Annotated in this window: 20 protein-coding genes; 9 read left to right on the top strand and 11 right to left on the bottom strand. The window is 64.4% G+C overall.

The features are described 5' to 3' along the window. Positions 1–18 precede the first annotated feature (18 nt). The gene (locus Q7J58_RS16930) at positions 19–990 is read right to left on the bottom strand and encodes a MipA/OmpV family protein (protein WP_304830565.1); all 972 of its coding nucleotides are present in this window, start codon (positions 988–990) and stop codon (positions 19–21) included. Positions 991–1086: 96 nt separating this feature from the next. On the opposite strand from Q7J58_RS16930, the gene Q7J58_RS16925 reads away from it, so the two are divergent. After that, positions 1087–1599 (top strand): LysR family transcriptional regulator, encoded by a 513-nt coding sequence (locus tag Q7J58_RS16925; protein WP_304830563.1) that lies wholly within the window; start codon positions 1087–1089, stop codon positions 1597–1599. Positions 1600–1636: 37 nt separating this feature from the next. On the opposite strand, the gene Q7J58_RS16920 is transcribed toward Q7J58_RS16925, so the two are convergent. From Q7J58_RS16920 to Q7J58_RS16905, 4 genes are all read right to left on the bottom strand, one after another. Next, entirely contained in the window at positions 1637–2284 is a 648-nt protein-coding gene (locus tag Q7J58_RS16920) for a DUF2306 domain-containing protein (RefSeq protein ID WP_304830561.1), read from the bottom strand. Between the two features lie 112 nt (positions 2285–2396). Further along, on the bottom strand, positions 2397–2849 hold the full coding sequence (locus Q7J58_RS16915) for a hypothetical protein (protein ID WP_304830559.1): 453 nt from the start codon (positions 2847–2849) through the stop codon (positions 2397–2399). Next, positions 2846–3400, bottom strand: a complete 555-nt coding sequence (locus tag Q7J58_RS16910) for a hypothetical protein (RefSeq protein WP_304830557.1) — start codon at positions 3398–3400, stop codon at positions 2846–2848. Before Q7J58_RS16910 ends, Q7J58_RS16915 begins: the two co-directional genes overlap by 4 nt. Positions 3401–3449: 49 nt before the next feature. After that, positions 3450–4208, bottom strand: a complete 759-nt coding sequence (locus tag Q7J58_RS16905; protein ID WP_304830555.1) for a class I SAM-dependent methyltransferase — start codon at positions 4206–4208, stop codon at positions 3450–3452. A 91-nt stretch (positions 4209–4299) separates the two neighbouring features. Between Q7J58_RS16905 and Q7J58_RS16900 the strand changes: the two genes are divergently transcribed. After that, on the top strand, positions 4300–5235 hold the full coding sequence (locus Q7J58_RS16900) for a LysR family transcriptional regulator (protein WP_304830553.1): 936 nt from the start codon (positions 4300–4302) through the stop codon (positions 5233–5235). Here Q7J58_RS16900 and recG read toward each other — a convergent pair. After that, on the bottom strand, positions 5225–7516 hold the full coding sequence (gene recG / locus Q7J58_RS16895) for an ATP-dependent DNA helicase RecG (RefSeq protein ID WP_304830552.1): 2292 nt from the start codon (positions 7514–7516) through the stop codon (positions 5225–5227). The genes Q7J58_RS16900 and recG overlap by 11 nt on opposite strands. 91 nt (positions 7517–7607) lie before the next feature. Between recG and queA the strand changes: the two genes are divergently transcribed. From queA to Q7J58_RS16865, 6 genes are all read left to right on the top strand, one after another. Then, positions 7608–8747, top strand: coding sequence for a tRNA preQ1(34) S-adenosylmethionine ribosyltransferase-isomerase QueA (gene queA, locus Q7J58_RS16890; protein ID WP_304830550.1), 1140 nt, complete (start codon positions 7608–7610; stop codon positions 8745–8747). Between the two features lie 78 nt (positions 8748–8825). After that, positions 8826–9008: a hypothetical protein gene (locus Q7J58_RS16885; RefSeq protein WP_304830548.1), complete on the top strand. Its 183-nt coding sequence runs from the start codon at positions 8826–8828 to the stop codon at positions 9006–9008. Positions 9009–9066: 58 nt separating this feature from the next. Then, entirely contained in the window at positions 9067–9477 is a 411-nt protein-coding gene (locus Q7J58_RS16880; RefSeq protein WP_304830546.1) for a c-type cytochrome, read from the top strand. 112 nt (positions 9478–9589) lie between these two features. Beyond that, a complete protein-coding gene (tgt, locus tag Q7J58_RS16875) occupies positions 9590–10804 on the top strand; it encodes a tRNA guanosine(34) transglycosylase Tgt (RefSeq protein WP_304830544.1) in 1215 nt (404 codons plus the stop codon). 56 nt (positions 10805–10860) lie between these two features. Beyond that, positions 10861–12072, top strand: coding sequence for an MFS transporter (locus tag Q7J58_RS16870; protein WP_304830542.1), 1212 nt, complete (start codon positions 10861–10863; stop codon positions 12070–12072). A 163-nt stretch (positions 12073–12235) separates the two neighbouring features. Beyond that, positions 12236–13024: a hypothetical protein gene (locus tag Q7J58_RS16865; protein WP_304830541.1), complete on the top strand. Its 789-nt coding sequence runs from the start codon at positions 12236–12238 to the stop codon at positions 13022–13024. A 3-nt stretch (positions 13025–13027) separates the two neighbouring features. On the opposite strand, the gene Q7J58_RS16860 is transcribed toward Q7J58_RS16865, so the two are convergent. From Q7J58_RS16860 to Q7J58_RS16840, 5 genes are all read right to left on the bottom strand, one after another. Continuing rightward, positions 13028–13489, bottom strand: coding sequence for a YiaA/YiaB family inner membrane protein (locus tag Q7J58_RS16860; RefSeq protein WP_304830539.1), 462 nt, complete (start codon positions 13487–13489; stop codon positions 13028–13030). A gap of 47 nt (positions 13490–13536) precedes the next feature. After that, positions 13537–14754 (bottom strand): toxic anion resistance protein, encoded by a 1218-nt coding sequence (locus tag Q7J58_RS16855; protein ID WP_304830537.1) that lies wholly within the window; start codon positions 14752–14754, stop codon positions 13537–13539. A gap of 184 nt (positions 14755–14938) precedes the next feature. Beyond that, a complete protein-coding gene (locus Q7J58_RS16850) occupies positions 14939–16000 on the bottom strand; it encodes a serine endopeptidase (protein WP_304830535.1) in 1062 nt (353 codons plus the stop codon). A gap of 47 nt (positions 16001–16047) precedes the next feature. Then, positions 16048–16857: a DUF2145 domain-containing protein gene (locus Q7J58_RS16845; RefSeq protein WP_304830533.1), complete on the bottom strand. Its 810-nt coding sequence runs from the start codon at positions 16855–16857 to the stop codon at positions 16048–16050. A 34-nt stretch (positions 16858–16891) separates the two neighbouring features. Continuing rightward, positions 16892–17431, bottom strand: a complete 540-nt coding sequence (locus Q7J58_RS16840; RefSeq protein ID WP_304830531.1) for a hypothetical protein — start codon at positions 17429–17431, stop codon at positions 16892–16894. 422 nt (positions 17432–17853) lie between these two features. Between Q7J58_RS16840 and Q7J58_RS16835 the strand changes: the two genes are divergently transcribed. After that, positions 17854–18756: an ABC transporter substrate-binding protein gene (locus tag Q7J58_RS16835; protein WP_304830529.1), complete on the top strand. Its 903-nt coding sequence runs from the start codon at positions 17854–17856 to the stop codon at positions 18754–18756. Positions 18757–18765: the final 9 nt, after the last annotated feature.

Genomic DNA, 18765 nt, shown 5'->3' with positions numbered 1-18765 from the left:
CTCGGGGCCATGTCAGCTTCAGAATACATAGGCAACGCCCAGGTACCCGGATGGGTTCGACTTGCGCGCGACCAGGGGACTGTCAGCGGCGTCGCCGGTCAATCGGGTCAGCACCGCCGCTCCTTGTAACGTCCAGTCTTTAACGAGCGCGTACTCAGCGTTCACGCTGAGGTCGAATTTGCGAACACCAGAATTGGGGGTGTAAGCCCGGAAACCGGAGGCCTGGGCCTGCGCAGATGTCACGCCGAAGTAGGTCTGCATGTAGTCTTTGTCGGCCCACGTCAGACCCGCCCCAAAGCTCACGGCAACCTTGTCTGTCACCACCAACGGCCACTCGACACTCGCGTCCACCTGCGTGCCCTTGTGGCCGCGATCGCCCAGCGACTTTCGTGCCTGCAGACTGAAGGGTCCATATCCGACGAGCACACCGCCCTCGGTACTTGATCGGACCGCGCCCATGCCTGCCAGACGCTTGTCCCCGGGCGAGGGATTCATCTTCGACGGCTTGCTGTCCTTGCGCCCTGCATCGGGGTTGGCAACGAGGCCCAGCCGCAAGTCGCCGGCTTCGACGGCTTGCCAGACGAGGCCGTACTGGCCAAAGCTCACCTCGCCCCAATCCCGTGTGCGGTAGTTCAAGGTGAAATAAGGGACAGCCAAGGTACGGCGGTTCGGGCTGCCTTCGTACGACGGCATGGATGCGACACCCAGACCGATGCTGCCACTGAGGCCCAGCTTTGCCTCGTTGGGCGGTGTCTGGGCCGTCGCGCTGTCAAAGGCGAAGAGAAGCAGGCCGACCAACACCGCCCCCTGCGCGACGGTTCGCATGGCAATGCCCGCGCGCAAGGGGTTGTGGGAATGGCGGTTGGGGTTTCGTGGGCCGTGATACGTGACCGCAGAACGGTTTTGGAAACGGACGTTGCGCGCGGCCGACGCAACCGCGTGGGCGAGAGGCGAGACCTCGAAGAGAGGTGCGAGAGTGGGAGACAGCATGGGCAGAGGCGCGCGTTGTTTGAGAAGACTGGATGTTATTCATGCGTAACTCCGATAGGAATTGCGGTAAATTGCAGTGAACATATACATAAAAGCATGGACAACCTGGACTGGAACCAGCTCAAGGCCTTTCTGGAGACCGCCGAAACCGGCTCACTGTCGGCCGCTGCGCGCAAGCTGGGCCTGACCCAGCCGACCTTGAGCCGTCAGGTCGCCGCCATTGAGCAGCGCATGGGCGTGACCCTGTTCGAGCGGGTCGGCAAGTCGATGGCACTCACCCCCACGGGGCTGGACCTGCTGGAACACGCACGCGCCATGGGCGCCGCCGCCGCGGCGCTGAGCCTGACCGCCACCGGCCGCTCGCAGGCCGTGAGTGGCGTGGTGCTACGCCGACCACACGGTGGCCCACTGAGCGCTGGTGCAACAAGGCATGGGCATCGGCGCGATGATGAACAAGATCGCCCTCGCCACGCCGAACATGGTCCGCGTGCTCGACGACCTGCCGCCCGTACGCTTCCCGTCAAGTTCTGCGAGCGCTACGCCCGCAGTGGGTCCGCAGTTCCAATCCAGCGGCGAACTGGAGCGAAGGTCAGCGCAACGGGGAACTGATGCAGCTTGTCATGTCCCTTGTGTCATTCAAGATGGTTCATGCGACGATCGGCTGCAAGGGTTTTTGCACTGCACGCCGCCGAATCACCCACTCGCCCGTCGCAATGGTGATCAGCCACATGCCGACAACGACGGTGTCAGACAGCAGCCCTTGCAAGGGTTTACCGGTCATCAGGTAAATCGGAAACATCACCAGCGCGACAGGTCCAGTCCCCATGCCCGTGACGTATGCACGGACCATCCAAGCTCGGTGCTGGCCCATGTTTCTCTTCCGTGCAGCCATGACGCCCAGCGCCAGTAACGCCATCAAAGCCAGGCTGAAGACCCCTCGCGCGACATCCAGCAGCGCAGTTGCGACACTTTCAACCTGCCACAGCAGCCCCAGACCTGCCAGCGCCATCGTCCATCCAGCCAAGACGAAAACCCGTCCTGACAGGCGATGCAAAAACCCGAACCGATGGCGAAGCGCAGAGACCAGTTGCACCGGTCCGAGCACACCAAACACAACCCCGCCCAGCGCGTGCAGGAAATACATGACCGGCGCGGCTGTCAGCCTCAGCGCGTCGGCAGGCAAAGCACCCAGGGGAATCTGCACGACCAGAACGGCCGCCGTCACCACTGGAATGAAGGTGCACAGCGCCAAGAGCCAGGCCAGCGGCACGGGCCGCGTGAAAATTCTCAGCATGTAAAAATTCTTTCGGGTGGCTTTCTGCCGCCAGCTTGAGTTGCGCGCTCCATCGACGCACGGCATGTCAAAGAACACCCCGAACGGTCCCGATCAACGCAAGGCTTGAACCTCAACACCGGCCTGCGGCCCGCAACAGCACATGGCATGCACCGTTGCTGCCAGCCTGGCCGGAAGCAGCAGGCGCTTGCGGACTTGCGCGGCCCTGGCCACCCACCATGGCGGTACAGACAGCGTCGGAGTGGGGTATCTGACCAAAACTCATTGCCTTTTGAAAGCCAGTGGCCCCGTACAGGTAACAGCGGTAATGGGCCCCGTCGCGCGTTTTGACGGTGTAGTTGATTCGGCCACCGGTTTCCTCGGTGCGATCACCGATGGTGAACTGCCCTGCCGACCGACCGATGGCCTGCCCGGTCCGTTGCTCAAGACCACTCGGGTCTATGGTGGCGGCACATCCGGTCAGAAACATCATTGCAGCAACCATGGGGGCGATGCGTCGCAGGTGTATCCATGGCCGCATAGGTTGTTTTTGTTGGTTCGGTTGGAGGTTCTTCAGGGGATTCATGGGATGTTTCGGGCAAAGCAGTTGTCTGCAGGCACAGTGGCAAGGCTTCTGGAAACCGCCGAGAGCGATGGTTGAATAGACGGAATTTCGTCGCCCAGCAAGCACAGTTGGCTGCCTGAACGCAAGGTCCAAATGGCACCAGAACGGGTACCCGTCACGGCGAGGAAAACACCCCAGTGGGCGGCCAAACTTTGGGTCGCCTCCGACCGAGCGAAAGTCACGGTCCCCAACTTGGTTGGGCCCACCAATACCGAAGCACCCGCGCAATCACCCCCACTGAAGCTCAACACGCCTTCATCGTGATCCAGCGTGTTTTGGCCCGTGATGCGAGCGCGAAGAAATTTTTTAAACGATTGGGTGCCCATTTTTACGCACCCCTTTTGAACCCAATCTCCGGCCATGGCGGTCAGGGACGGCGCCGGAACATTGCCGCCGTCCGGCGGGTCGTCGCCACCGCCACCACCACAGGCACTCAAGACCAGCCCTGCAAAAACGAGCATCGCCCCTGCAGGTAAACGGACACGGCCTGACAAAGCCGAAAAAATCAGCATGGAATCTCCTGTATCGAATGGGAAGGAAAAAGGAACCATCCAACCCGTTTCAAAGGGGCGAACGTCCTGTCTTGAAAGGAAGCAACACGCCTTTCTGCTGCACGTGAACCTTGCCCAACTTGCGCGCAACAATGAAAACCCGCATGTCCTTGCCCCGGGTGCCATGGCGCTCGACCGACAAGATCTCCATGCCCTGTTCAGAAATGGCCGACTGCAGTCGATCGGCATGGAAGCTCAACACATGGGGTGCTTTTCCGATGGCGCGCATCAGCGGCAGCGCAAGGCGAGGAATGAGTGGATTCAGCTCAGCAATGCAGGGGGTTTTGGAAATCAACAAGCCACCCGGCCGCAAGGCCTGCACCGCCAATTGCAGCGCATGATCGAGATCGCTCACCAGATGCAACAGATTGAATGCCATCAAGGCATCAAAGACGCCCGATCCAAAAACCGGTGCGTCGGCGTCAGCCACCTCGAAACTCAATTGTGGTGTGGGCTGAGCGGCCAGCTTCTCGCGGGCAATGGCAATCATCTTGGTCGAAAGGTCGGTTGCCAGCCAACGATGGGTTAACGGCGCCAGTCGCAGCGCTGTTGTACCGGTACCGCAGCCGATCTCCAACACGTCTTGGTCGTCAGACAGAAAGTCTTGTACACGCTTCAACGTGGCTTCATAACCAGCGATGTCTTCAATCGGGTCCGCAGCGTACTTGTTGGCTATGCGATCCCAGAACATGGCCTTGCGCATGTCTGTGCCGCTCGCTGCGGTCAAGAAAGAAGCTTTGGGTCCCGTAACAATGGAAGAGAACGGCATAAGGGTTGTGTCAAGAGTGGTACAAGGAATCAGCCTTGGATACTATCCATGCACAGCACCGCATGAAATAGCGGTAAATTGCAGACAACTCATGCATTTACGTATGGAAAAAATCGACTGGAACCAGCTCAGGGCATTTTTGGAAACCGCCGAAACAGGGTCGCTTTCGGCGGCTGCCCGAAAACTGGGCCTGACCCAACCCACCTTGAGCCGACAAGTGGCATCCATCGAGCAAAGCATGGGGGTGACGCTGTTCGAGCGCGTGGGCAAAACCATGGCACTCACCCCCACCGGGCTGGACCTGCTGGAACATGCGCGCCACATGGGTGCCGCCGCCGAGGCCCTGGGCCTGGCAGCCACCGGCCGTTCGCAGGCCGTGGGCGGCGTGGTCTCTGTCTCAGCCAGCGACCTGGTGGCTGCCGTCTTGCTGCCACCACTGGTGCGCAAGCTGCGCGAACAAGAACCGGGTATCGCGATTGAAATCGTAGCGACCAACGCGTTGAGCGACCTGCAGCGCCGCGAGGCCGATATTGCGATCCGCCATGTCAAGCCCGAGCAGCCGGACCTGATCGCCCGGCTGATCCGCGAGGCCACGGCCCACTTTTATGCGTCCGAAGACTGGGTCAAGCTGCACGGCCATCCACGCAGCGCCGAAGAAGCGGCCCACCTGCCCTTTGTGGGGTCGGATCGCTCAGGCCAGTTTCTGGGCTATCTGCGCCAGCACGGCCTGCCGCTCACCGTGGCGAACTTCAGCTGCTACGCCGACCACTCGGTCGCGCACTGGGCGCTGGTGCGCGAGGGCCTGGGCATTGGCGTCATGATGGACGAGATCGCCCATGACACGCCCGGCATCGTGCGCGTGCTCGACGATGTGCCGCCGGTGCGCTTCCCCATCTGGCTGGTCACCCACCGAGAGCTGCGCACGTCTCGGCGCATTCGGGTGGTGTTCGATGCGCTGGCGCAGGGGCTGATGGAACATCCCCTGTGCAAACCAGCGGACGAATCGCTGCAGCCCATCAAGCCTTGAGGTATTCGGCCTTGGTGCCCAACCAACGGGCAATGTGCCGTTCAGCCGCTGGCGGGTGCTGCGCCAACATCTGCGCGGCGGCGCTGCGCGCCCAGTCCAGCAGGTGGCCGTCGGTGGCCAGGTCGGCGAAGCGCAGCATGGCCGCGCCGGACTGCCGCGCGCCCAGAAATTCGCCCGGCCCGCGAATCTCCAGATCGCGCCGGGCGATTTCAAAACCGTCGTTGGTCTCGGCCATGGCTTTGAGGCGCTCGCGCGCCGTTTCGCTCAGGCGCCCGCCGTCGGGTGGCGAATACAGCAGCACACAGGCCGACGCCGCCGCGCCCCGCCCCACGCGCCCGCGCAGCTGGTGCAGCTGGCTCAGGCCAAAGCGCTCGGCGTGCTCGATCACCATCAGCGACGCGTTGGGCACGTCCACGCCCACCTCGATCACGGTGGTGGACACCAGCACGCCCATGTGGCCCGCCGTGAACAAGGCCATGACGGCTTTTTTCTCGGCCACCGGCATGCGCGAATGCAGCAGGCCGACCAGCACACCGTCTTCAGCGGGCACGGGTTCCTCGGCGTTCAGCAGGTCAGCGGCCACGGCGGCGCGCGGGCGGTTCAGCGCTTCGCTCAGCTCGGCGTGGGTGGCGGTGGCGTTGGACAGGTCCAGCGCCTCGCTCTCTTCAATCAACGGGCACACCCAGTACACCTGCCGCCCCTGCGCCACCTGGGCGCGGATGCGCTCGATCACCTCGTGGCGGCGCTGGTCCGACACCACCTTGGTGACGATGGGCGTGCGCCCTGGCGGCAACTCGTCGATGGTGGACACATCCAGGTCGGCGTAGTAGCTCATGGCCAGCGTGCGCGGAATGGGCGTGGCGGTCATCATGAGCAGGTGCGGCTCTGCCCCACTTGCGGCGTCAGGCTCGGGCTCCCACCCGCCGCTTGCGCGCTTCGCGTCGCCGCCCCGCCCCTCAGGGGGCAACGCCTGCAGCCCGGCAAAGTCGGTTCCGCGGCATTCTGGACTGGGCTCCCCCTCCTTGAGGGTCGCAGTCATCTTCGAGCGCAGTGCCAGCCGCTGCGCCACGCCAAAGCGGTGCTGCTCGTCGATGAGGGCCAGCGCCAGGTTCTGGAACACCACCTGGTCTTGAATCACGGCGTGCGTGCCCACCACCAGCGCCGCTTCGCCGCTGGCAATGAGCGCCAGCATCTCGGTGCGCTGTTTTTTCTTCTGGCTGCCGGTGAGCCAGGCCACGCGTTTGCCCAGCGGGGTCAGCAGCGGCTCCAGCCAGCCAATGAGTTTGGCGAAGTGCTGTTCGGCCAGGATTTCGGTGGGCGCCATCAGCGCGCACTGCCAGCCCGAATCCATGGCAATGGCCGCCGCCAGCGCCGCCACCACGGTTTTGCCCGACCCCACATCGCCCTGCAACAGGCGGTGCATGGGCACCGGGCGGGCCAGGTCGTGGGCAATTTCTGCACCCACGCGGCGCTGGGCTTCGGTGAGGGCAAAGGGCAACACCGCCAGCAGCTGTTCGTGCAGGCCACCCGGGCGCGGACGCAGGGCCGGCGCTCGCAGGGCATCGCGCTCGCGCTTGGCGGTGAGCTGAGACAGCTGCTGCGCCAGCAGTTCTTCGGCCTTCAGGCGCTGCCAGGCCGGGTGGCTGCGGTCTTCCAGTGCGTCCAGCGACACATCCGGCCCCGGCTGGTGCAGGTAGCGCAAGGCATCGCGCAGCGTCCACGGCGCACGCACCACGGTTTGCAGACTGGCCAGCAGCTCGGGCGGCAGGGTTTCGCTCAGGTCGGCCCGCGCCAGCCCGCTGGCCACCACCTTGCGCAAATACACCTGGGGCAGCTGCGCGCTGGTGGGGTAGACCGGCGTGAGCGCGTTGGGCAGCTCGCCGCCGCCGGCGTGAAACGCGGGGTGCATCATGCTGCGCCCCATGAAGCCGCCCCGAATCTCACCCCGCACCAGCACCCATGCGCCCACCGCCAGCGCCTTCTGGTGCGAAGGGTAAAAACTGAAAAAGCGCAGCGTGCAGGTGTCCGATCCGTCGTCCAGCGTGACCAGCAACTGGCGGCGCGGGCCCAGGCTGATCTCGCTGTGGGTCACCGTGCCCTCCACCTGCACCGTCTGGCCCTCGCGCGCGTCGGCCAGCCGCACGATGCGGGTTTCGTCCTCGTAGCGCAGCGGCAGGTGCAAGGCCAGGTCGATGGGGCGCACCAGCCCCAGCTTGCGCAGGGCTTTTTGCGGGGCAGAAAGCGCTTTGCGAGGGGCGGACTTGGGGGTGTCAAGGGGCATGGGACAATTCTGCCCGCCTTTGGGCTCCCGTTTTTTCACCTTTTTTTCACCTTTTTTTCTTGGAACGGGCCTTGTTCGGCCCTCAAGCCCCATGCACACCACAGCCGCCCCGGCCCGCGCCTTCGTCGTCGCCGACTTCGACTTCTCTCTGCCCGAACACCTGATTGCCCAGCACCCCGCGCCTGAGCGCAGCGCCTCGCGCCTGCTCGACGCCACCGGACCGCACGCCGTGGACCGCATCTTTCGCGACCTGCCCAGCCTGCTGCAACCCGGCGACCTGCTGGTGTTCAACGACACGCAAGTGGTCAAGGCCCGGCTGTTCGGCGAAAAAGCCAGCGGCGGCAAGTTTGAAATCTTGATTGAGCGCGTGCTGCTGCCGCACGAGGCGCTGAACGGCTCGGGCCAGGAGGCGGTGGCGCACATTCGCGTGAGCAAAAAACCGCAGCCCGGAGGTCTGCTGCACCTGGCCGGCGGGCTGCACGGCGGCGGTTTTGATGCCACCTTTCTGGGCCGCTGGCCTGACGACAACGGCCAGCTGTTTCGCCTGCGCCTCCAAGGCCCCGCCGGAGAAACGCCCTACGAGCTGATGGCGCGCCACGGCCATGTGCCGCTGCCGCCCTACATCACGCACAGCGACGATGCCGACGACGAGCGCCGCTACCAGACCGTGTTTGCCCGCGTGCCCGGCGCCGTGGCCGCACCCACCGCCGCGCTGCACTTTGACGAAGGCGTGCTGGCCGCCCTGCAGGCGCGTGGCGTGCAGCGCGCCAGCGTGACGCTGCACGTGGGTGCGGGCACCTTTGCGCCCATGAAAACCGAGCAGATCAGCGAACACGTGATGCACCACGAGCGCTACGCCATTCCGCCTGAAACCCTGCAAGCCATCGCCGACTGCCGCGCGCGCGGTGGCCGCGTGGTGGCGGTGGGCACCACCACCGTGCGCACGCTGGAGAGCTGGGCGCACACCGGGCACACACAAGGCGACACCAACATTTTCATCACGCCGGGTTTTGAGTTCCGTGTGGTGGCCCTGCTGGTGACCAACTTCCACCTGCCCAAGTCCACGCTGATGATGCTGGTGAGCGCCTTCGCAGGCTATGAACGGGTGATGGACCTGTACCGCCACGCCGTGGCGCAGGGTTACCGCTTTTTCAGCTATGGCGATGCCATGCTGCTGCGAAAGAACGGATGCAACGGCATCGGTTTCACCACAGCCGAGCCAACAATTTGACAATGATCTGGCATTTCGTAACGTTTCTTACGGCATCGGCAACGATGCTCAGTCATTCGGTGCTCACAATGCCTACCCATGTCCTTCCGCCAGAAATTGGGTGCCCATGTGATTGAAATATGTGTCCGTCTGGGCTTGGCCCTGCTGCTTTCGCTGAGCCTGGCCCTCCTGCTGGCCTGGGGGTGGGACCAGTCCGACCCGCTGCCATCCACCGAACGCATGCTGGTTGAAGCCAGCACCCACACGGAGCAGCCCCACTGAAGCGGCGCCTCCAAGCTGGCGGCCACGTGGCTTTTTACAAACCTGACACCACCGCCCCATGAAACCATTTTTGTTAACGGCCATCACCGCCCTGAGCGTCGCCGGTGTGGCACCCGCGGCCTGGGCAGCACCCGGTGACGACGACGCGCTGCGCATCGCCAACGCGCACGGCTGCATGGTCTGCCACCACGTGGAGCCAGGCGCCACAGGCCTGAACAGCGCCGCCGCCAGCGGTCCGGCCTGGCGCGATGTGGCTGCGCGCTACAAAAGCGTGAAAGGCGCGCAACAGCAGCTCACCGCCACCGTCATGACCGGCTCCAGCCCCACCAGCGCGGGCGCCAGCCCCTACAAAAACCACTGGGAAGGCAAGGTGAGCGGCCCCTACATGCCGTCTCACCGCTCAGCCATTGCCGAAGCCGATGCGGCCCGGCTGGTGGCCTGGATTCTGGCGCTGGACGTCCCGCAGTAACCGGCGCACCCACGGTGCAGCGAAGCATCAGCGCGCCAGAAGGCGGCTGGCGCCGCCCCACAGCCCGAGCGCACAGGCCGTCCGTACAATGCCGCGTTGCCTGGAGCCCCCAATGCTGAAATTTGACCTGCTGAAAACAGACGCCCCCGAGGGCGACTATCTGGGCAGCCATGCCCGCCGTGGCCGTCTCACACTCAACCACGGCGTGGTCGAAACCCCCATCTTCATGCCCGTGGGCACCTACGGCACGGTCAAAGGCGTGGCACCGTCGAGCCTGGAAGACATGGGCGCGCAAATCATCCTGGGCAACACCTTTCACCTCTGGATGCGCCCCGGCCAAGAAGTCATGAAAAGCTTCGGCGGCCTGCACGGCTTCGAGCAGTGGAACAAGCCCATCCTCACCGACTCGGGCGGCTTCCAGGTCTGGAGCCTGGGCGCCATGCGCAAGATCACCGAAGACGGCGTGACCTTTGCCAGCCCCGTCAACGGCGACAAGCTCTTCATGTCGCCCGAGGTGAGCATGCAGATCCAGACCGGGCTCAACTCCGACATCGTGATGCAGCTCGACGAGTGCACGCCGTACGAGACCAACGGCCACCTCACCACCGAGGCCGAAGCCCGCAAGAGCATGGAAATGAGCCGCCGCTGGGCGGTGCGCTCCCAGGACGAATTCGCGCGGCTGGAGAACCCCAACGCGCTGTTCGGCATCGTGCAGGGCGGCATGTTTGAACACCTGCGCCAGGAGTCGCTGGAAGCGCTGGTGGAAATGGACTTCCCCGGCTATGCCATCGGCGGCGTGAGCGTGGGCGAGCCCAAGGCCGAAATGCTGCAGATCATGGCGCACACGCCACACCGCCTGCCCGCGCACAAGCCGCGCTACCTCATGGGCGTGGGCACACCCGAAGACCTGGTGCAAGGCGTGGCCGACGGCGTGGACATGTTCGACTGCGTCATGCCCACCCGCAACGCCCGCAACGGCACGCTGTTCACCCGCTACGGCGACCTGAAGATTCGCAACGCCCGCCACAAGACCGACCACCAGCCGCTGGACACCACCTGCACCTGCTACGCCTGCGCGGGCCGCCCGGTGGACACACCCGCCGGGCGCACCGGCGTGAGCTGGGACGCGGGCGGACGCGACGGTTTCAGCCGCGCCTACCTGCACCACCTGGACCGCTGCGGCGAAATGCTCGGTCCCATGCTGGCCACCATCCACAACCTGCACTACTACCTGAACCTCATGCGCGAGGTGCGCGAAGCGCTGGACGCGGGGCGCTTCGGCGCGTTCCGGGCGCAATTCAAGGCCGACCGGGCGCGTGGCGTGTGAGGCGTTGACACCTGCGCGGCAGGCGGTTGCCACGGCGCCCGTTTAAGCTGCGCGCCATGAAAGCCACCGCCCCCACCGTTCCCCGCCACATCTTGCCCGTGCTGGTGCTGGCGCAGTTTGCGGGCACCTCGCTGTGGTTTGCGGTGAATGCGGTCATGCCCGACCTGCAGCGCGAACTGGGCTGGCCCGCTACCGCCGTGGGACCGCTCACGTCGGCGCTGCAGTTGGGCTTTATTGTGGGCACGCTGGTGTTTGCCCTGCTCGCCATTGCCGACCGCTTTGCCCCGCGCCGCGTGTTTTTGTTTTGCGCATTGGCGGGCGCGGCCTGCACCGTGGGCGCCTGGGCCACGGTGACGCACTATGAAGCCCTGCTGGCCTGGCGCTTTTTCACCGGCGTTTTCCTGGCGGGCATCTACCCGGTGGGCATGAAGATCGCCGCCCAGTGGTACAACCGGCCCGGCGGCAGCGGCCTGGGTGCGGCGCTGGGTTTGCTGATTGGTGCGCTGGTGCTGGGTTCGGCCAGCGCGCACGCATTGCGCGCCCTGAGTGGCAGCCTGCCCTGGCCCACGCTGATGCTGGGTGTGGCTGCGCTGGCAGCGGCGGGCGGTTTGTTGCTGTTTTTCGGCACCAGCGACCCGCCACACGCCCACGCCCGCGTCACCACGCTGCAGTGGCAGGCGCTGGGCACGCTGTGGACCGACACCCGTGTGCGCGCCTCGGTGCTGGGCTACTTTGGTCACATGTGGGAGCTGTACACGATGTGGGTGATGGTGCCGCTGGTGCTGGCCACGCGGCTGCAAGGCGCCGAGTTGTCGTGGGCGGCTTTCTGGGTGCTGAGCGCGGGTGCACTGGGCTGCGCTGGTGGGGGCTGGGTGGCGCTGCGCTGGGGCAGCGCACGCGTGGCCTGCACACAACTGGGTCTCAGCGGGCTGTGCTGTCTGGCCACGCCGTTCGCCATCGGGGCGCCCACGCCGGTGTTTTATGGCTGGCTGGTGCTGTGGGGCATCACCGTCTCGGGCGATTCACCGCAGTTCTCTACCCTGACCGCACGCAACGCGCCGCCGCAGGCCGTGGGCAGTGTGCTGACCCTCACCAACAGCCTGGGCTTTGCGCTGTCCATCGTGAGCATTTTGCTGTTTGTGTCGCTCTCCCAAACGGTGAGCCTGGGTGCGCTGCTGCCCTGGCTGGCCCTGGGCCCGGCGCTGGGGCTGTGGGCCATGCGGGGGCTGGTGCGCGAGGAGCTGCGAACCGCCTCACGGACGCCGTAGAAACCGGCATTTCGTTGGCGCTGGCATGTGCCCACCACAGGTGATAGCACGGGTTGACCACCACCCGAATGCCTTGACCCGAGGGCACAATGGACGCGATCAACCCGCACGCTCCGCCCAACGCCCCCTTCATACGATGCATCCGCCAGACAAAGAGCCTTACTTGATCAGCTCCGATGGACCGATCAACCGCCGAACCGCCTTGTTGGAACAGCGCCAGCGAGAAGAAACGCCAACCCCAGTCAACCCCGAGGCGCTTGAACGTGCCCTGAGGGCGCACCTGCGCAACGCGCTCGGCGCACCACTGGCGCAGCAACTGGCTGCTGTCGAGAGGCCCGGGGCGCAGCAGGCTCCCACGGGGTTGTTCATCGGTTCCGGCGTGCTGGTGGCGTGTGGCGCAGTCATTGGCCTTCTGGGCGTCATCCAGTCCTCCGGCACCACCGTTGGGGGCGGCGTTGCGACAGGCATGGTGGGCCTGATGGGGTTGTTTTGGGCCCGGCGCCGTTCCGGAAACGGAAGCCATGCGACCTTGCCCGTGCAGCCGCTCTTTGACCCTGAAACGCTCGACGCCTTTGACCGTGTGCTGGACAGCGCATGCGCCGAACTCGGCGACGCTGCCATGCACCAGCTCATGGACATCAAGCAATCCATCGCCAGCATCGCCCGGCATGCCCGGGGCGTGGACGAGCACTTCACCACCGAAGACCGGCTGTTCCTGCGTGAATGCCTGCGGCGTTACATCCCCGATACGCTGGAGGCTTTTCTGCGCGTCCCGGCGGGGCAACGAAACACCGCGTTGCTCGATAGCCAGACCACCGCAGAAGCCACCCTGCTGCGACAGCTGTTGACATTGCGCGAAGAGATTGCGCAGCGCGAAAAGAAAATCGGCCGCAGTGCGGCCGAAGGTTTGATGCAACAAGACCGATTCCTGGCGTCCAAGCGGTCCCGCTGAACGTTATGCCGCGTCTTTGCCGCCGTCCGCTTCACGCACCGCCGCCATGCGACGCGCCATCAAGTCGGCTTCCTGGGCATCTCGCACGGTTTTCGACAACGTGAAGGTGGAACTCACGAGGAACAACCAACTGACGAGCATGTAATATTTTTGCCAGACATCGATTTGCATGCGCCACAGACCCCAGCCGGTCAGCAGCACAGCAGCGGCAAAAGCGATCCACACCGTCATCACCCATTGCGACGTGTCCACCTGGCCATCGCGGTTGTCCCGCTGGGTTTTGGCCACAGCAAACGTGGCAAACAGACAAAACAACATGCCAATGGCCAGAAATGCGCGGTCCAGATCTTGTCCGGGCATCTGGATCACACCCACCGCAGCGCACAGCACCGCCAAACCAAAAGAAATACGAACCTGAAGGCGCCAGGCGCGGGTGTCTCGCTGCATCACATAACGGGTTGCCATTTGAAACTCCTATTAAAAAGCGGGATGGATAAGGGCCGCACCAAGCCTCAGAGCTTGACAGGCCCGCTGAATTGAGCACTGGTGGCCGCGCGGGCCTGCTGCATGCGCACCTTGTCGATGTATTGCTCAGACCGTTTGATTTCAGCGGCCATCATCTGGTTGTTCTGCCCCATCACCGCAATGGACTTGGAACGGAAGTCGTCCATGGCGTCCATGGCCTTGAAGGTCTGGTCAAACATTTCCTTGAGCTTTTCGATCCCGATCATCGGGTCCTGCGCAAACTGCGTGGTTTTGTCCACGTGGGTGTTGAGCTGGCGGCCGGTTTCAGCAATCAGGTTTTCAATCGTGCTGTTGACGCCCGAGAGCATCTCCATCACCTGGATCTGGTTGCCGGTGGCGCGTGCCACCGTCTGCGCCACGGCCAGCGCGCTCATGCCGGTGGTGGCCACGCGGCTGCAACCGTTCATCATTTCGCGGCCCGTCTTTTTCAGCACGTCCAGCGCCAGATAACCGTTGGTGCACACCGCCTGCTGGGTCAGCATGTCCTGCAGGTTTTGCCGGGCATAAAACAGCACTTCCTGCTCCAGCGACTTGGCCCGTTGTGGATCGGTGGCCTTGAGCGCTTCCACCTTGGAATACAGCTGGGTGTCGAGCGACTCGGCAAACTGGATGGCCCCTGCCAGCTTTTGCATGGCGTCCCACAATTTGGTGCGCGTCGCTTCAATCTCGACCACGTCGCGCTGCATGTCGTCGCGTGCCGAATACAACTGCTCCATGCTCTTTTGCAGCTGCCCACCGGCGCTTTGGTACTTGCGGAAATAGGACTGCAGCCGGTTGCCAAACGGAATGAAACCCAACAGCTTTTGGGGCTGAAACAGATCGCCCTCGTTGCCAGGGTTCAGGGCATCCAGATGGTCGCGCATCTCCTGGATCGCCTTGAACGCAGGGCTGCTCTCCATGCCCATGAAGTTGCGTTCCATGAACCGGCCCTGCATCAGGCTGGCGGCCACCGAAACCTCTTCGCGGCCCAAAGCAAAGGCGCTGTCAAGCTTGGCTCGAAAACTTTCGCTTTGCAGGTCTTCGGTCAAAAGACCCGCCAAAAATCGGTCGACCTGGTCCTCGACAGCCGCAGAGACGGCGGGTGGCAAAGGTACCGCCGTTTTGGCCACCTCTTGCCCCACCGGCTCAATAACCTCCGGTGGCGTCAATTGAAAGCCCACCGTTTTCGTGGCTCCCGAAGCTGAATGTGTTGTACCCATCGCCATGTGGCCATCCTCTCAATAGGGAAGCGTTAAAAATACCGGGTTCAGCCATCGGGGCCACGGCTTGGGCCACGGCGCTTAGACGTGAAGAATTATTGCAGCAGAAACCGCAGGGACGGCACCCACGGGCGGTGAGGTCGCGCCACAAAAGACGGCCGGTAGCCCATAGAGATACCGCCCCACCCCGTCAGTTTGCCGACGCGTCAACAGCCGGCGCCTTGGCCGACGTGCCGCACGCAAAGCAGTAACGCGCAAACGCATTTTTGCGCGTGCTGCAGTGGCCGCAGCGGTCAAACAGGCACAGGCCGCAGTGCGGGCAAAAGTCGGTTTTGCCGTCTTTCATCTCCACCGTGCGCTCGCAGCCGGGGCAGATGTTCTTGGCCATGCGGGCCTGTGCCTGGTCGTAGTCCAGCTCGCGCTGGCGCGTCTGCACGGGCTGGGCCTCGGCGAGCTTTTGCCGCTCCAGGTAACGCTGCAACGCCTGGATGGCGTAGCGCCCGGCCACCACCGTGAGCACGATGCCGACGGTGTAGCGCACATAGCCGCCGTAGCTGGGCAGGTACGGCACCAGCTCCACAAAGAAGGCAAACAGCGCGAAGAAGATGAAGCCCCAGACGAAGGGCCACGACGCGCCGTTGCGGTGCTTCTTGAACAGGTAACCCGCCAGCACCAGCAAGGGCAGCGTGAGCGCCAGCCGGTAGCCGAACACGCGCAATTCCTGGGCGCGCTGCGCCTGCACAAAGGCACCACGTGCTTCGTTCTGCAGTCCTTGTAGTTCGGACTGCGCGCGCTCCTGCGCCTGCCGTGCGTTCAGTGCGGCCTGTTGCTGCCGTTCCACCATTGAGAATGCTGCGCGTTCGGCCTGGCGCAGCCCATCAAGTTCGCGGGTGCGCTGGAGCACCTCGCCGTCCTGCTCCGAACGCTGTGTCACGCTGCGTGTGGCCAGCCAGTTGTCGAAGGTTTCGCGCGCGGCACGGTTGTCGGCGCGTGCCGTCTGCAGCTTGAGCTGCGCCTGATCCAGCTCGGACTGGGCCTCTTCGGCACTGCGCTCGGCGGCCTGGATGGACGCCTTGAGCACGGGCGTGCGCTGCGGGTCCATGAAATCTTCCAGCGAACGGGTCTGCTCCACCTTCGGCAGATCGCCCACGAGGGTGCTGCCCAGCCCGGTCAGGAACCAGGCAAACAGAAACGCCACCAGCCACAGGCCGCGGTGGAACCACTTTTCAGACAGGCGCAGGGTTTTGCTCATGTTGTTTCCCTTCCAAGAGAACGTTATCGAAGCGATTGTGAACCCGCTCAAGGCGCCAGCCGTTGCGCCGGCCCGCCCAGGCCGGTGCGCTCCAGCCAGTCCAGCACCGAGTCCACCGTCACGGTTTCGATGCGGTCCGAGAAGCGCTTGGCGCTCGGGTGGTCGTCAAAGCGGATGTGCGCGGAACTGGCGCTTGCCCCCAACCGCGTCATCGCCCCCAGGCGCAACGTGCTCGGCTGGTAGCCCTTGAAACCCAGCCAGGCCTGCGCCTGCGCGCGGGTCGTCACGCCGGGCTCGGCCGCCATGGCCATCGTCTCCAGCGCCCACTGGTTGGACTGCTGGTAGCGCGTGCTCCAGGCGTAAGACACCATGTTGTAGGCGCGCTCGTGCAGGCGCAGGCTGCGCACCGGGTCGGTCAACAGCGCCAGCAGCGGCGCCTGCAACGGCGGTGCCGGCACCGACCACACCGCTTCATGGCGCCACAGGTCGTCCAGAAAAAACTCGCCCAGGCCCTGGCGGTAAAGGGCGCCCACACCGGTGCCGCAGGCGTTGAGCTTGTGCAACACCCGCCACGGGCCGGCGTCTGTCTTGTAGGCCCAGCCCAGGTGCGAATAGCGCAACTGGTATTTGCTCAGGTCTTGCCCTGCCCGGCCCAGCACCACCACACGCGCACCGCTGCGGGCAAATTCGGCGTCCAGCGCCTGCGCCGTCTGCTGTGCCAGCGCCATGCCTTGGGTCAGTGTCTGCGGCGTCAGGGGCCGCTGCTCGCAGGAACGCCCGGCGTGCGCGGCGGAGGTCATCAACAGGGCTGCGGCCAGGGCCACAACGGCGGGTCGGGTTAAAAAAATGGGGTTCATGGTGATTTCCTTTTTTGGGCAAGTCCAAATTGACTCAATCGGTGATCCGCTCGTTGTGCAGCAGCGCGCGGCCCAGTTCGTTCGGAATGAAGCACAGCACCTCGCCCGCCGCCGAGAGCAGCACGCCGGTACCGATCACGCTCAACGCCACCACCGTGCCCACCCCCGCCGCCACCTCCGAAGCCGCGCGCCCGCTCAGCGCCACACTGGCCCGCGCACCGTCAGACGCCCGCTCCAGCACCAGCACCGTGCCGCGCGCCGTCACCTCCACCGCCTTCACCACCAGCACCGCCCCACCCACCGACAGCGCCACCGGCAGCGCGCTCACCGCCACAGCCCCCGCCGCCGCGCTGCCCGCCACCCCCACCACCGACGCCACCGGCAAGGCCGACAGCACCAGCGAAGCCTCGCTCTGCGCCCGCGCCGGGCTCGCGGCCAAGGCCAGCGCCAGACTGGCCGTGAGCAGGGTGAGGGTCCAAAAAGTCCGCGTCAGGGCATGGCAGGCAGGCCAAGCCTGCGACACAGATAAACGGGTGCTGTGGACCATCTGGAACCTCGAAAATTTGTTGAACATGGACGCAATCTTCAGGGCCACCGCCACCGATGGACGTCAAATAATGAATCCAGATGTGCAAATCAAGACTTCAGGTATCGATTTTCAATACCCATCGCCACACGCCACGCCCGCACAGCAGCCGAGCGACCTGTGCGCGTGTCCGGCTCACCGACAGCCGCCACCGGCAGCTGCGCCGCGCGCGCATCAGCGCGCGATCGGGAACCCGTATCGAAACCCTTCGGCATCAAAAACGGCTCGCTACACCGCACCTTGTTGTGTCAACATGAGGCTTACACATTGTTTCAGGGGATCAGATGCCACGACATTCGCCACACACGCCAGCGCCAGTCCGGGTATCTCGCCGCCGCTGGTGCGAACGGGGTCTGGCCGCCGGCCTCGGTTGGGTTGGGTTGCCGACCGTGCAGGCGCAGAGCACCCCCATGCGGCGCATCGGTGTGACCAAAATCGTCTCGCACGCTGCCCTGGATGCAGACGAGCGGGGTTTCGAGGCCGGTTTGGCCGGTGCTGGCTTCAAAGAAGGTGTGAACGTCACCTTCCTGCGCCGCAACGCCCATGGCGATATGGCCCGCGCCGAGGCCATTGCCCGCGAACTGGTGCAGGCCAAAGTCGATTTGATCCACACCATTGCCACGCCCACCTCACAGGCCGTGATGCGCACGGGCAGCCGCATACCCATGGTGTTCTCTGCGGTCACCGATCCGGTGCGCGCCGGGCTGGTGCCACGAAACAGTGCACCCGGTCAAAAAACCGGTACCCACGTCACCGGCCTCAGCGACCTGTGGCCGGTCCAGCTGCAATTGGAGACCTACGCCAAGGTCGTGCCACAGGCCAAAGTGTGGGGAACCATCTACAACCCGCAGGAAATCAACTCACTCACCCATGTCGGGGTCATGCGAGTGACGGCCGCTCGGCTGGGTCTGACCCTGATTGAAGCCACGGTGAGCAGCAGCGCCGAGGTCGGACGGGTGGCCACCCAACTGGCCGACAAGGTACAGGCCTTCACCATCACATCCGACAACACCACCGTGGCCGCGCTGGAAGCCATCGCCCGCGTGTGCGACGAACGCAAAATTGCCCTGTTTGCCGGCGACATCGACAGCGTGGTGCGCGGTGCGGTCATGGCCTACGGACTCGACTACTTTCTGGTGGGCTACTCGGCCGGCCGCAAGGCCGCGCTGGTGCTCAAAGGCATTCCACCCGGCGACGTGCCCTGGGGCCCGGTCGAAAAGTTCAGTCTGGTGATCAATCTTCGGGCCGCACGGGCCCAGGGCGTGAACCTGGCCCCCGAGCTGCTGGCCAAGGCCGACAAAATCATCGAATAACGCCCCAGC

It is taken from the genome of Hydrogenophaga sp., from assembly GCF_030656115.1.
In the GTDB taxonomy this organism is placed as follows: domain Bacteria; phylum Pseudomonadota; class Gammaproteobacteria; order Burkholderiales; family Burkholderiaceae_C; genus Hydrogenophaga.
Note: the sequence above shows the minus strand (reverse complement) of the source record. Positions and strands in the feature narration are given on the sequence as shown.

Bases quoted from the DNA above. Each gene is read 5' to 3' on its own strand.
- Q7J58_RS16930 (WP_304830565.1), bottom strand. From the start codon at position 990: ATGCTGTCTCCCACTCTCGCACCTCTCTTCGAGGTCTCGCCTCTCGCC.
- Q7J58_RS16925 (WP_304830563.1), top strand. From the start codon at position 1,087: ATGGACAACCTGGACTGGAACCAGCTCAAGGCCTTTCTGGAGACCGCC.
- Q7J58_RS16920 (WP_304830561.1), bottom strand. From the start codon at position 2,284: ATGCTGAGAATTTTCACGCGGCCCGTGCCGCTGGCCTGGCTCTTGGCG.
- Q7J58_RS16915 (WP_304830559.1), bottom strand. From the start codon at position 2,849: ATGAATCCCCTGAAGAACCTCCAACCGAACCAACAAAAACAACCTATG.
- Q7J58_RS16910 (WP_304830557.1), bottom strand. From the start codon at position 3,400: ATGCTGATTTTTTCGGCTTTGTCAGGCCGTGTCCGTTTACCTGCAGGG.
- Q7J58_RS16905 (WP_304830555.1), bottom strand. From the start codon at position 4,208: ATGCCGTTCTCTTCCATTGTTACGGGACCCAAAGCTTCTTTCTTGACC.
- Q7J58_RS16900 (WP_304830553.1), top strand. From the start codon at position 4,300: ATGCATTTACGTATGGAAAAAATCGACTGGAACCAGCTCAGGGCATTT.
- recG (WP_304830552.1), bottom strand. From the start codon at position 7,516: ATGCCCCTTGACACCCCCAAGTCCGCCCCTCGCAAAGCGCTTTCTGCC.
- queA (WP_304830550.1), top strand. From the start codon at position 7,608: ATGCACACCACAGCCGCCCCGGCCCGCGCCTTCGTCGTCGCCGACTTC.
- Q7J58_RS16885 (WP_304830548.1), top strand. From the start codon at position 8,826: ATGTCCTTCCGCCAGAAATTGGGTGCCCATGTGATTGAAATATGTGTC.
- Q7J58_RS16880 (WP_304830546.1), top strand. From the start codon at position 9,067: ATGAAACCATTTTTGTTAACGGCCATCACCGCCCTGAGCGTCGCCGGT.
- tgt (WP_304830544.1), top strand. From the start codon at position 9,590: ATGCTGAAATTTGACCTGCTGAAAACAGACGCCCCCGAGGGCGACTAT.
- Q7J58_RS16870 (WP_304830542.1), top strand. From the start codon at position 10,861: ATGAAAGCCACCGCCCCCACCGTTCCCCGCCACATCTTGCCCGTGCTG.
- Q7J58_RS16860 (WP_304830539.1), bottom strand. From the start codon at position 13,489: ATGGCAACCCGTTATGTGATGCAGCGAGACACCCGCGCCTGGCGCCTT.
- Q7J58_RS16855 (WP_304830537.1), bottom strand. From the start codon at position 14,754: ATGGCGATGGGTACAACACATTCAGCTTCGGGAGCCACGAAAACGGTG.
- Q7J58_RS16850 (WP_304830535.1), bottom strand. From the start codon at position 16,000: ATGAGCAAAACCCTGCGCCTGTCTGAAAAGTGGTTCCACCGCGGCCTG.
- Q7J58_RS16845 (WP_304830533.1), bottom strand. From the start codon at position 16,857: ATGAACCCCATTTTTTTAACCCGACCCGCCGTTGTGGCCCTGGCCGCA.
- Q7J58_RS16840 (WP_304830531.1), bottom strand. From the start codon at position 17,431: ATGTTCAACAAATTTTCGAGGTTCCAGATGGTCCACAGCACCCGTTTA.
- Q7J58_RS16835 (WP_304830529.1), top strand. From the start codon at position 17,854: ATGCGGCGCATCGGTGTGACCAAAATCGTCTCGCACGCTGCCCTGGAT.